The organism is Streptomyces sp. NPDC008079 (assembly GCF_042957385.1).
Taxonomy (GTDB): domain Bacteria; phylum Actinomycetota; class Actinomycetes; order Streptomycetales; family Streptomycetaceae; genus Actinacidiphila.
The window spans coordinates 356,147-369,025 of record NZ_JBIBIC010000003.1; the positions used below are offsets into that span (position 1 = coordinate 356,147).

General features: G+C 70.8%; 7 protein-coding genes and 1 pseudogene. 2 read left to right on the forward strand and 6 right to left on the reverse strand.

All coding sequences use genetic code 11. From position 1 onward, the window contains the following. Window positions 1-519: 519 nt before the first annotated feature. From ACFZAM_RS10910 to ACFZAM_RS10920, 3 genes are all read right to left on the reverse strand, one after another. Window positions 520-2,481 carry an ABC transporter transmembrane domain-containing protein gene (locus ACFZAM_RS10910; protein ID WP_391044657.1) on the reverse strand — a complete coding sequence of 654 codons (1,962 nt, stop codon included), beginning with the start codon at window positions 2,479-2,481 and terminating at the stop codon, window positions 520-522. Then, a complete protein-coding gene (locus ACFZAM_RS10915; RefSeq protein ID WP_391044660.1) occupies window positions 2,478-4,448 on the reverse strand; it encodes an ABC transporter transmembrane domain-containing protein in 1,971 nt (656 codons plus the stop codon). The genes ACFZAM_RS10910 and ACFZAM_RS10915 overlap by 4 nt, the downstream gene beginning before the upstream one ends. Before the next feature lie 1,118 nt (window positions 4,449-5,566). Further along, the gene (locus ACFZAM_RS10920; protein ID WP_391044662.1) at window positions 5,567-6,049 is read right to left on the reverse strand and encodes a hypothetical protein; all 483 of its coding nucleotides are present in this window, start codon (window positions 6,047-6,049) and stop codon (window positions 5,567-5,569) included. Between the two features lie 134 nt (window positions 6,050-6,183). On the opposite strand from ACFZAM_RS10920, the pseudogene ACFZAM_RS10925 reads away from it, so the two are divergent. Further along, window positions 6,184-6,467, forward strand: a pseudogene (locus tag ACFZAM_RS10925) (transposase family protein); the annotation flags it as partial. A gap of 9 nt (window positions 6,468-6,476) precedes the next feature. Here the strand turns inward: ACFZAM_RS10925 and ACFZAM_RS10930 are convergent. The 3 genes from ACFZAM_RS10930 to glgX form a co-directional block, all read right to left on the reverse strand. Continuing rightward, window positions 6,477-6,857 (reverse strand): hypothetical protein, encoded by a 381-nt coding sequence (locus ACFZAM_RS10930; RefSeq protein WP_391044665.1) that lies wholly within the window; start codon window positions 6,855-6,857, stop codon window positions 6,477-6,479. 331 nt (window positions 6,858-7,188) lie between these two features. Then, window positions 7,189-8,463 (reverse strand): MFS transporter, encoded by a 1,275-nt coding sequence (locus ACFZAM_RS10935; RefSeq protein WP_391044831.1) that lies wholly within the window; start codon window positions 8,461-8,463, stop codon window positions 7,189-7,191. A 256-nt stretch (window positions 8,464-8,719) separates the two neighbouring features. After that, on the reverse strand, window positions 8,720-10,957 hold the full coding sequence (gene glgX / locus ACFZAM_RS10940; protein ID WP_391044668.1) for a glycogen debranching protein GlgX: 2,238 nt from the start codon (window positions 10,955-10,957) through the stop codon (window positions 8,720-8,722). Between the two features lie 399 nt (window positions 10,958-11,356). On the opposite strand from glgX, the gene ACFZAM_RS10945 reads away from it, so the two are divergent. Then, window positions 11,357-12,604 carry an Ig-like domain-containing protein gene (locus tag ACFZAM_RS10945; protein WP_355349287.1) on the forward strand — a complete coding sequence of 416 codons (1,248 nt, stop codon included), beginning with the start codon at window positions 11,357-11,359 and terminating at the stop codon, window positions 12,602-12,604. The last annotated feature ends 275 nt before the right edge of the window (window positions 12,605-12,879 follow it).

Genomic DNA, 12,879 nt, shown 5'->3' on the forward strand with positions numbered 1-12,879 from the left:
CGCACTCGTCACTCCTTCTGCGGCGACCGCGGATGGGCGGTCGGTGACAGTCCGGACAGGTGGGGTTGGTGATCTGTCCGGGTAGAGCTGTGGCACTGCTGTAGTGCTGTGGCGTTGCTGTGGAACGGGGCACAGAGTGGCATCCTTTACCGGTACATGTCAGTGGCGTGGGGCAAACTTGGCCGAAAACAGTCCGTTGTTCGGTGAGCGGTGTTCGCATAGCGGTCATTTGTCATCGCGGTGTTGCGCGGAGAAGAAGTTTTTCTGCGGGCGAATGGGGTCAAGAGGGGGCCAATCCGGCCCTCTGGATCAGGCGCAGTTGGTGTCCCGGCAATACGAACCGCCCTTGGCACGTGGCGCGAAGGGCGGTTCGTTGGCGCGGGCCGGGCGGTGCGGCGCCGCGGGGCGGGGCGGTGCGCCGATCCGGACGGGGTGATTCGCCGACACCAGCGGGGTGGTGCGCCGACGCGGGCGGGTGCCGCGTCGGCGTGGACGGCCTCGTCGTAGGGGCGCTGACGGTCAGACCAGGCTGTCCCGCCACGCCTGGTGGAGTCCGGCGAAGTGGCCGTCGTCCGCGATGAGTTCGTCCGGGGTGCCGTCCTCGACGATCCTGCCGTCGCGCATGACCAGGACCCGGTCGGCGATCTCCACGGTCGACAGCCGGTGCGCGATGATCACCGCCGTACGCCCGTTGAGCACGGTGTGCATCGCGTGCTGGACGGCCTTCTCGCCCGGCACGTCCAGCGAGGACGTCGCCTCGTCCAGGATCAGCACGCCGGGGTCGGCGAGCAACGCCCGCGCGAAGGCGACCAGTTGGCGCTGGCCCGCGGAGATACGGCCGCCGCGCTTGCGTACGTCCGTGTCGTAGCCGTCCGGCAGCGCCGCGATGAAGTCATGGGCGCCGATGGCCTTCGCGGCGGCCTCCACATCCTCGCGGGAGGCGTCCGGCCGGCCGATCGCGATGTTCTCCGCGACCGTCCCGGAGAACAGGAACGCCTCCTGCGTCACCATCACGACCCCGCGCCGCAGATCGGTCTGCGTGAGATCGCTCAACTCCACGCCGTCCAGCAGCACTCGGCCGCTGGTGGGGTCGTAGAACCTGGCCAGCAGTTTGGCGAGTGTCGACTTGCCCGCGCCGGTCGCGCCCACCACGGCGACGGTCTGCCCCGCGGGCAGCCGCAGCGAGAACCGCGGCAGCACCTCGCCGCCCGTGCGGTACGCGAAGCGCACCTCGTCGAAGACGACCTCGCGGCCCGGCAGTTCGCCCGCCCGCTCCGGCAGCGGCACCGCGCGCTCGGGCGCGGGCTCCGGCACGGTCGGCCGCTGGGCCAGCAGCCCGGCGATCTTCTCCAGTGAAGCCGCCGCGGACTGATAGGAGTTGAGGAACATGCCGAGCCGGTCGATCGGGTCGTAGAGCCGCCGCAGATACAGCACGAAGGCGGCGAGCACACCGAGCGCCATCCCGCCGTCCGCCACCCGGTACGCGCCCCACATCACGATCGCGGCGATCGTGACGTTGGCGATCACGCGGGAGCCGACGACGTAACGCGCCATCTCCAGGATCGCGTCGCCGTTGGCCCGCTCATGGCGGTGGTTCAGTTCGAGGAACGCCTCGTCGTTCGGCTCCTCGCGGCGGAACGCCTTCACCGGGCGGATGCCGTTCATCGTCTCGGTGAACTTCACGATGACGGCCGCGATGGCCGTGGACCGCTTGCGGTAGGCGACCATCGAGCGCCGCTGGTACACGCGGATCGCCACGTACAGCGGGGCGTACGACACCAGGGCCGCCAGTCCCAGCTCCCAGTCGAGGAAGATCAGCAGCGCGGTGATGTAGACCGCCGACAGCACGACCTCGATCAGCTCGTCCAGGCCGTCGTTGAGCAGTTCGCGGATCGACTCGACGTCCGAGGTGGAGCGGGAGATCAGCCGGCCCGAGGTGTAGCGCTCGTGGAAGTCCAGGCTGAGGGTCTGGGCGTGCCGGAAGATCCGGCCGCGCAGGTCGACCAGCACGTCCTGGCTGACCCGGGCGGCGACCCGGATGAAGAAGCGCTGGAGCGTGCCGGAGGCGATGCCGCAGCCCATGTAGCCGCAGGCGACCGCGATCAGCGCGCCGTGCCGGCCGTCGCGCACCGCCGGGATGGCGCGGTCGATGGCGTACGCCACCAGGAGCGGGCCCGCCTGCACGGCCGCCTGCTGGACCAGCAGCAGGATCGCGGCCAGCCAGACACGGGCGCGGTGCGGGCCGAGGAGCGAGCGCAGGAGGGTGAACTGGGCGTTCTTCGGGGCGGGCAGGACGTCTTTGGCGAAGGGGTCGTCGGGCGGGAGCGGCGCGGCGGTGGGCTCGTCGAAGTCGTACTCCTCGGTGGCGCCGGCTTCTGTCGCGTCCTCTTTCGCCGCGTCCTCTGTCGTCGCGCTCTCTTTCGCCGCCCTCTCTTTCGTCGAGCCCTGTTCTGTCGCGCCCTGTTCTGTCGCGGAGGTCATCGGGCGTCGCTCCTCTCCCGCGCGGCGGAAGCCTCGTCGGCCTCCCCGGTTCGTTCTTCGGCGCCGTGCTGCTCCGGCAGGTCCGGGTGCCCCTCGGCGTCCGGCTCTTCGTCGGCGCCCGACATCAGGTGGCGGTAGACCGCGCTGTCCCGCAGCAGTTCGGCGTGCGTGCCGACGGCCGTGATCCGGCCGTCCTCCAGCAGCGCCACCCGGTCCGCGAGCATCACTGTGGACGGGCGGTGCGCGACGACCAGCGCGGTCGTGTCGGCCAGCACCTCGCGCAGCGCGGCCTCGACCAGCGCCTCGGTGTGCACGTCGAGCGCCGACAGCGGGTCGTCCAGGACCAGGAACTGCGGGCGGCCGACCACCGCGCGGGCCAGCGCGAGCCGTTGCCGCTGCCCGCCGGAAAGGCTCAGGCCCTGCTCGCCGACCTGCGTGTCCAGGCCCTGCGGCAGCCGCTCCACGAAGCCGCACTGCGCGACGGCCAGGGCTCGTACGATGTCCGCCTCGTCGGCGCCCTCAGGGCCCGCGCCCATCGCCACGTTCTCCCGTACGGTCGCGGAGAACAGCGTCGGCTCCTCGAAGGCGACGGCGAGCAGTTCGCGCAGCCGCTTGACCGGCAGGTCGGCGATGTCCGCGCCGTCCAGGGTGATCCGGCCGCCGGTCGCCTGGTGCAGCCGGGGGAGCAGCGCGGTCAGCGTCGTCTTGCCGCTGCCGGTGGCGCCGACCAGCGCCATCGTCTCGCCGGGGCCGATGTGCAGGTCGACGCCCTTGAGGAGGTCGGGGCCCGCGTCGGGGGCGTCGGGGTAACGGAAGCGGACGGCGTGCATGCGCAGGCCGTCGCTCGGTCGTCCGGCTCCGGTGCCGTCCGTGGCATTTGCGGCGCTTCCGTCGTTCTCGCTCCCGCTGGTGCTGCCGGTCCTGCCGCTGCTGCCGGTGCTGCTGGTCCTGCCGCTGCTGTCGGGTTCGGGGGTGTCCATCGCCTCGAAGTACCGGTCGGCGGCGGTGGCCGCCTCGTTGCTCATCGCGAGCAGGAAGCCGATCGACTCGACCGGCCAGCGCAGCGCGAGCGCGGTCGACAGGAACGCCACCAGGGTGCCCGCCGACAGCTTGCCGTCCGCGACCTGGAGCACACCGCACACCAGCGCGGCGCCGATCGCCACCTCGGGCAGCGTCATGATCACGGCCCAGATGTCCGAGAGGAGCCGCGCCTTGCGCATCTCGGTACGCCACAGTCCCCGGGTCTGCGCGCGGAAGGCCCGCGCCTGGCTGCGGTGCCGGCCGAACGCCTTGATGATCCGGATGCCCAGCACCGACTCCTCGACCAGCGTGGCCAGATCGCCCGCCTGGTCCTGCGCGCGGCGGGCGGCCAGCGCGTACCGCGTCTCGAAGACGGAACACATGATCATCAGCGGCACGGCGGGCGCCAGCAGCACCAGGCCGAGCAGCCAGGACTGCGCGAACAGGATCGCGAAGCCGATCAGCACGGTGACGGTGTTGACCACCAGGAAGACCAGCGGGAAGGCGAGGAACATCCGCAGGATCTGCAGGTCCATCGTCGCCCGCGAGAGCAACTGCCCCGACGCCCAGCGGTCGTGGAACTCCACCGGCAGCCGCTGGAGATGCCGGTACAGATCCGCCCGCATCGCCGCCTCGACCCCGGCCAGCGGCCGGGCCACCAGCCACCGCCTGATCCCGAACAGCAGCGCCTCCAGCAGCCCGAGCAGCAGGATCAGCCCGCCGCCGAGCCACACCCCGGCCGGATCGTGGTCCGAGACCGGGCCGTCCACCATCCACTTCAGCACCAGCGGAATCAGCAGCGCCACGCACGACGCGCCCGCGCCCACCACCGCGGACACCCCCAACCGCACCCGCACCGCCCGCACATAAGGCCAAAGGCGCAGCAGCGACCGAATCGCTGATCTCGAACGGACGGCGGGCGCGGGGTCAGTGGTCGTGGCAGACATCCCTCCCGACATTAGGCGCGACCACCGACACCGCTCACCCTGTTTTCCGCCGCGCCCACGCCCCTCCGATCTCTTCCCGCCACAGGCACGGGGCCGCCCCCGCGATCACCTGTCGCACACCATGCGAATCCTTGAAGAATTCATTACCTCCCCATGACCCGAGGCCCCCCGGACTGGACGGCGAGGCCGCCCTCCGCGTGGCTCCCCGCGCCGGGGGCGGGTGAGGCCGTCGGGACTCGGCGGTGGCACCGGCCCGCTGGCGACCGTCACGGTGGACGGCAAGTCGTACGGCACCACCGCTCCGTGGACGCTCCCGGCGCCGACCCTGACCGGGGCCACGGCCACTTGCGCCTCCGTGCTGCCCGACGTGGACCTCGTGGTCTCCGCGGTCGCGGACGGATTCGCCGAGAACGTGGTCGTCAAGTCGCGCGCCGCCGCGCAGAATCCGCAGTTGGCGGCCCTCCGGTTTCCCGTCACGCTGAATGAGAGTCGTGTTCCGGCGGCAAATGAGTATCGCGGTCGAGCCGGAAGTGCGGCCACGGAGAAAGCGAAGTGTCGAACTTGTACCGCGGGTATACGGGTACCCATGGGGGACATGGCAGTACCCTGCTCGTGTGGCGGAAGCTGTGCGGAACGCTGGTGCGGGCAAGGTGTGGCATGAGATGCCAATTGCGTCGGCACGACTGGGATGCGTACCGGTGCGGGGAGACGGCGAGGCGCATTTCGGAGACCTTATCGCGGCTGTTCGACGCTGCTGTGCCCGGTGACATCTTTGATCACGGCTTGGATGGCCATCTGGAAGTCCAGTCAATGCTTTTCGAGGCCGCGGTCCCAGCGGTTTCCGTAAATTTGGCCGGCTTGGGGGATGGGGTAAAGCCATTCGTGTGGAGTCATCTTATGGTTACTCTGCTCCGGTTGGTTTCTGGAGAATCACATTCGAGTGAAGTTGCAGTTGGACGTCCTGATCTGGGTGAGGAGTACATTGCCGCGGCTCAATCGGGCATTTGGCTGCTAGAACGAAGAACAGATAACCAGGATTAAGGGCTGTCCCGCTCAATGGTCAGAGTGAGCAGCAGGTCTATGGCACCGGGGCTGGCTCAGGTTTCGAGGCGGCCCGGTCACCTGGCCGATCGTCGAAGCGCTTCCCGCCACTCGTCCTTCACATCGCTGGACTCATCCAGCGCGGGATCGCGCCTCCCGCCTGGCGCATAGGCCGGGGACCGGTCTGCGCGGAGCGGCACGTGGGCGCAGTACCAGGCCCGCTCGGCACCCGCCTGCTCGGCGTCCGTGCCTGTCCGTAGATAGTCGAGTAGTGCGCTCATGACACGGCGTCGTCCGAAGGCGTAGACGGCTGGTTCGGCGAACCAGCGGCAGAAGCTAGGGTCCGGGTCGTAGACCGCTGCGGCCATCAACGGGGCGAAGAACTCTTCGGGTAGGTAGGCGCGTTGGAGCAGTGGCTTGCGCACCGCATGGGCCAGGTGCCGTGCCCGGCGGGTTTCCGGCACGTCGGCCGCGTTCCCGAGATCCATCAGCCGCGCCACCTCGGTGGCGCATGACAGGAATGTGCGTGCAGCTGCCTCGTTGTGCTCTTCGTCATCCATGGCGGCATTTTGGACCGACTCAGGCCGGGAGGGTATGGGGCGGTGGTTGTTTCTCTGCCGAGTGAAACGATCGCAAGGACACCGTGCCTCATCGTCGGCGGGACCCTGGTGCCCACCCTCCCGTGGCTGGGGGGGAGTCCGGGGCCAAGGCTGCCGTCGGCACCGCCATGACTATCGTCGACGGCGGCTACCGGGGCACCGGTCTGGTCATCCCGCACCGCCGCCGTAAGGGCGAAGAACTTCGCCCCGGAAGGAGAAGCACAACCGCTCCCACAAACAGGTCCGCGCCCGCGTTGAGCACACCTTCGCCCGGATGAAGAGCTGGAAGATCCTCCGCGACTGCCGCCTCAAAGGCGATGGCGTGTACCGAGCTGTGCTCGGCGTCGCCCGGCTTCACAATCTTGCTCCGACCCGGTGACTGAGGGGGTCAATCCAGTGCAGGCATGTCAGAACCGGTCGGCCTCGGCGGCCTTTGGTGACCGCATTCCAGCCGGGTCCCGTTGGCGTCGGTCACTGTGTACTCAAGGACAATCCTGGTCGGATCGCCGTTCTCGTAGGGCCACACGGTGATGCCTCCCTCCCAGACAAGGGTGGAGAACCAGACATCGAGCCCTTCGGCTTCAGGTGCGACCGTGAAGACCTCCCCAGGCTTGAGGTAGAAGTCCTCGCCGTACGGCTCGATGAACAGACAGAGATCCCTTTCGCCAGCGTTCTCCACGGGAAGCTCACTGCGCCCCACTGTTCCCCCCAGCCCCCTACCGATGAACCGCTCCACCGTATCCGCCACACCGGCATCGCCGTCACCCAAGCCCTACAAACTCTCTGCGGGACAGTCCTTAGTTGAGGGAACGCGTGCCGGGGGCGTTCACGTTCCGGCGGTTCGAGTTGACGACCGGAAGCGGGTCGTACGACCTGGCCGTGCCCACCGATGACGTGGAGACGGTGCGAGGGGACGCTTCCCGTGGTCGGTGCGCGGTGGTCGTCGAACTCGACCCAGCAGGGCGGCGGTTTCTCGCGGCGCTGACCGACCTCGTTGTGGCCAGAGTGAGCCTGGTTGTACCGGTGGTCCGGGGCAACGGAATTGCCCGTTGGGGCGGGTGGCGAGATGCGGGAGCGTGGATGGCCGGGGCTCACAGGCCCTACGTCGTGGGGACTCGGCGGAGGTTGCGGATGGCGGGGACGGAGAGGAGGAGGGTGCAGACGATGAGGGTGACGACGGCGCCGGTCTGGAGGACGTGGCGGGCGCCGAAGGCGGCGGAGGCGGGGCCGGCGAGGGACTGGCCGACGGGCATCATGGCGATGGAGCCGGCGACCTCGTAGGCGTGGATGCGGTTGAGGATCTCGCCGGGGACCTGGGTCTGGACGCTGGTGGCCCAGTTGACGCCCCAGTAGGCCCAGCAGATGCCGGAGCCGAAGACGCAGGCGGCGATCGCGGGGACCGGGAGGTCGAAGCCGACCGAGGCGGGCATCAGGGCGGTGCCGAAGAGGGCGATGGAGCCCGCGCGCAAGGGGCGGTCCGCGCGTACGCGCATGGCGATCAGCGCGCCGACCGCGGTGCCGCCGCCGAGGGCGGAGTTGACGAGGCCGTAGGCGCCCGCGCCGTGCTCGGGGATGATCTGACCGGCGGCGAGCGGTATGTAGGGGCCGAAGACAAAGATCATGTAGCCCATCCAGATCACGATCACCCCCCACATCCAGGTGCGCGCGCGGAACTCCCGCCAGCCCTCCGCGAGATCGGCCTTGAACGTGCCAGTGCCCGTGCCCGACCCCGTCCCGGCACCCGTCTTCGCCGGAAGCGGTCGCAGCCGCAGCGCGATCAGGCACAGCGCGCTGACCAGATACGTCGACGCGTGGACGGCGAAGACGACGCCCGGTGAGGTGAAGCCGATCAGGACACCGGCGACCGCGGGCCCGGCCAGCCCCGCGACGGACTCGGCGGTACGGGTCACACCGTTGGCGCCCTGCACATCGGTGGCGACCCGCACGACCGTGCTGGCCACGCCCGGCTGGAACATGGCCGCCGCCGTGCCGTTGACGACGGCGATCAGCGCCATCTCCCACAGCGTGATGTGGTGGGTGAGGAAGAGCACCGCCGCGGTGGACTGCGTGCCGACGCGTACGAGATCGGCGCCGATCATCAGCCGCCGCGCGTTGAAGCGGTCCGCGAAGACCCCGCCGAAGATCACGAATCCGGCGAAGCACGCGGTGGACGCGGCCATCACCAGGCCGATGTCACCGGCCGAGTAGCCGTACTGGATCAGGCCCGCGGACAGCGCGACCGGCAGCATCGTGTCGCCGAGCATGGCGACGGAGCGGGCCGTGAAGTAGAACCGGAAATTCGCCGACCACAGCCGCTCCTTGCCCGGTAGCGGGGACGTGCGCGGGAGGTCCACCGCGGCGTCGGACAACGGCATGAGATTCGGCTGCGAAAGCGGCTCGGCGGCATCGGCCCCGGCGCGGTCGGGGCTGGGCGCGGAAGAGGTCACCAGGACATAGTGGACTGGACCATTCGGTGTCGTCCACACCGGTCCACACCGGTCCACGCCATCCCCCGCACCGGTCCCCGCACCGGTCAACCCCCCGGTCAACCCACCGGCCCCCGCCACCCCCCACCCCGGCCCCCGCAACCTCGCGGCACCCGCCGCCGCATGCCCGCTCCGGTGACCGAACTCACCCGCTGAGCAGCTCTTCCCGTCCCTCCCCGCCGCCGCACGCCCGGTACAGCCGTACGGACCTCTCCGCCACCGCCACCTCGGAACCAGCCGCCGCACGCGCCCCCTCCGGCGCCGCCGTCTGCTCCTCCAGAGCGGTGTCGACGAGCAGTTCGTACGCCGCCGCCCACGGCGCCCCCGGCAGCGTGAAAGCGGCGGGCCGCGACCCCGCGTGCGCGATCAGCAGGAAGCTGTCGTCCACGACCGCCTCCCCCCGCGCGTTCCGCTGCGGAATCTCCTGCCCCGACAGGAACATCCCCAGCGTCGAGCCCGGCGCGAACCAGTCCTCGTCCGTCATCTCCTCGCCGCGCGGCCCGAACCAGGCCAGATCGCGCAGCCCCTCCGGCGCCTGCGCGAGCCCGGAGAAGAAGCCGCCGCGCCGCAGCACCGGATGGGCCCGGCGCAGGGCGATCAGCCGCGCCGCGAGATCGGACAGCGACCGCCAGGCCGGATCGTCCGCCAGCGACCAGTCGATCCAGCTCACCTCGTTGTCCTGGCAGTACGCGTTGTTGTTGCCGCCCTGCGTCCGCCCCATCTCGTCGCCCGCGACCAGCATCGGCACCCCGGTGGACAGCAGCAGTGTGGAGAGCAGGTTGCGGATCTGGCGGCGGCGCAGCGCGCTGATGCCGGGATCGTCGGTCGGCCCCTCGGCGCCGCAGTTCCACGACCGGTTGCCGTCGGTGCCGTCCCGCCCGTCCTCGCCGTTGGCCTCGTTGTGCTTGCGCTCGTAGCTCACCAGGTCGCGCAGGGTGAAACCGTCGTGCGCGGTGACGAAGTTGACCGAGGCGTACGGCCGCCGCCCGCCCCAGTCGTACAGGTCGCTCGACCCGGACAGCCGGTACGCCAGATCGCGTACGTCCCCGGCCGCGCCCCGCCAGAAGTCCCGCACGGTGTCGCGGAACCGGTCGTTCCACTCCGTCCACAGCGGCGGGAAGGCGCCCACCTGGTAGCCGCCGGAGCCCACGTCCCACGGCTCGGCGATCAGTTTGACCCGGCGCAGCACCGGGTCCTGGGCGATCACCGTGAGGAAGGGGGAGAGCATGTCCACGTCGTGCGTCGAGCGGGCCAGCGCCGCCGCCAGGTCGAACCGGAAGCCGTCCACGCCCATTTCGGTCACCCAGTAGCGCAGGCTGTCGGTGATCAGCCGCAGCACGTGCGGCTGGACGACGCTGAGGGTGTTGCCGCAGCCGGTGTAGTCGGCGTAGCGCCGCGCGTCCTGCTGGAGCCGGTAGTAACCGCGGTTGTCGATACCGCGCAGCGACAGCGTGGGGCCGCCCTCGCCGCCCTCGGCGGTGTGGTTGTAGACCACGTCGAGGATCACCTCGATGCCCGCCGCGTGCAGCGCCCGCACCATCCGCTTGAACTCGCCGACCTGTTCGCCGCGCGTGCCGCTCGCGCTGTACGCGGCGTGCGGCGCGAAGTAGCCGATCGAGTTGTAACCCCAGTAGTTGCGCAGCCCCTTGCGCTCCAGGTGCTCCTCGTGCGCGAAGTGGTGCACCGGCAGCAGCTCGACGGCGGTCACCCCGAGCCGGGTCAGATGGGCGATGGCCGCCGGGTGCGCGAGACCGGCGTACGTACCGCGCAGCTCCGGCGGAATGTCCGGGTGCGCCCGGGTGAAACCGCGCACGTGCAACTCGTAGATCACCGAGTCCGACCAGGGCGTCTTCGGCCGGTGGTCGTCCTCCCAGTCGTCGTCATCGTCGACCACGACGCCCTTGGGGACGTACGGCGCCGAGTCGCGGTTGTCCCGCACGGTGTCGGCGACCTGCCGCTCGGGCCAGTCGCGCACGTGCCCGTACACCTCGGGGACCAGCGTGAAGTCGCCGTCCACCGCCCGCGCGTACGGGTCGAGCAGCAGCTTCGCCGGATTCCAGCGGGCGCCGGTCCACGGGTCCCAGCGACCGCCGACCCGGTAGCCGTACCGCTGGCCCGGCAGCGCGTCCGGTACGAAGCCGTGCCATATCTCATGGGTCAGCTCGGTCAGCGGCGCCCGCGTCTCGGTGCCGTCCGCGTCGAACAGGCACACCTCGACGGACTCCGCCCCGCCCGCCCACAGCGCGAAGTTGGTGCCCGCGCGCCCGCCGGGACCGGCGTGGAAACGCGCGCCGAGCGGCTGCGCCGAGCCGGGCCACACGGTCGCGAGCCGCGGCGCCACCCGCCGGTCCGACGCACCGGACGGCAGCGATACGGAAGCCACCGGCGGATTCCGCGGTACGGCCGGGGCGAGTGCGACAGACGGGTCCCGCGGTACGGCCGGGCCCGGCACCGGCGACGGCGGCGGTACGGTCGCCACCCCCGGATCGCCTGCGGGCAGCGGAAGACCCTCCGGGCGTCCCACGACGCCGTGTTCGCGTGTCTCTGACACGTGTATGCCTCCCGCGGCTCCGAAGGACCGAGCTGTGACCAGGTGCGCTGTGCCGGCAGGGCGGGCCGGGTCCGTACCGTACGCCGGGTGTCCCTCCCCGCGTCGACGGCCGTTTCCCCGCACCCGCTGCTCCATTCATTCCCACCGGGGGGTACGGAGTCACACGGTTGATCGGTGCACGTGCCGGCGGACAGCGCGTTTCCCCGGCGGCGGTCGCCTCGTTGACGGTGCGTGAAGACAGCGGTGAGGCGCGTGCTGCGCGCGGGTGCGGGAGTGGTACTGGGTGCGACGCTGATCGCGGGCTGCGGGGGACCGGGCGGGTCCGGCGGGTCCGGCGGGACGGGCGGGGGTGACGACCGGGCGCCGAGCGCCACGTCGACCGACACCTCGACCGCCGTACCGGACGTCTCGCAGGCGGCCATCACCGTATCGCCCGGCGACGGCGCGAAGGACGTACCCGCCAGCGGGACGCTGCGCGTCACCGTCGGCCAGGGCAAGCTCACCGGGGTCACCGCCAAGAGCGCGGACGGCACCGCCGTGCCCGGCACCCTCGCCGCCGACGGCAGCGGCTGGCAGCCCACCGGACGCCTCGCGCTGGCCACCCGCTACACCGTCGACGCCTACGCGGTCGACGAGCAGGGCCGCCCGGCCGCCAAGCACGCCGACTTCACCACCCTCGTGCCGCAGCACACCTTCATCGGCTTCTTCACCCCGGAGAACGGCTCGACCGTCGGCGTCGGCATGATCGTCTCGCTGAGGTTCAACCGCCCGGTCACCGACCGCGCCGCCGTCGAACGCGCCATCACGGTCACGTCCGTACCCGCCGTCACCGTCACCGGCCACTGGTTCGGCGGCCAGCGGCTCGACCTGCGCCCCGCCGACTACTGGAAGGCCGGCACCCGCGTCACCCTCCACCTGCGGCTGCGCGACGTCCAGGGCGCGCCCGGCGTCTACGGCACCCAGTCCAAGGACGTGCGGTTCACCATCGGCCGCGACCAGCGCAGCACCGTGGACGCGGTGGCGCACACCCTGGTCGTCCGGCGCGGCGGCGCGGTCGTGCGCACCCTCCCCGCCTCGACCGGCGCGCCCCAGCACACCACGTACGACGGCGTGATGGTCATCGCCGAGAAGCACGCCGTCACGCGCATGAACGGCCAGACGGTCGGCTTCGGCGGCGAATACGACATCCCGGACGTCCCGCACGCGATGCGGCTGACCAACTCCGGCACCTTCGTGCACGGCAACTACTGGTCGCCCGCCGGGGTCTTCGGCACCACCAACGTCAGCCACGGCTGCATCGGGCTGCGCGACGTCAAGGGCGGCAGCGCCACCAGCCCGGCGGGCTGGTTCTTCGACCACTCCCTGGTCGGCGACCCGATCCGCGTGACCAACTCCCATGACCGCACGGTCGCCGCCGACAACGGGATGGGCGGCTGGAATCTCAGCTGGGCCCAGTGGCAGGCGGGTTCCGCGCTGTAGCGGCGGCCCCGCCCGTCCCGCGCGCGGGCTCGCCAGTCCGCCGCCCCCGTCCCGCATGCGCGGGCTCCCCAGTCCGCCGCCCCGTCCGCGCACGCGGGCTCCCCGTCCGCCGCACCCCCACTACACCCCCGACCGGCCCCGGTCCACAGCCATCTGGGACGGAACGGTGACAATCTCGTGAGCACTCGCGCTTGTTCCGTGTGATTGTCTTGCGCTGACCAGGGGAGTTCAGGTGTTCCGGGCGGTAGGGGAGAGCAAGAGTTGAAGCCGATATT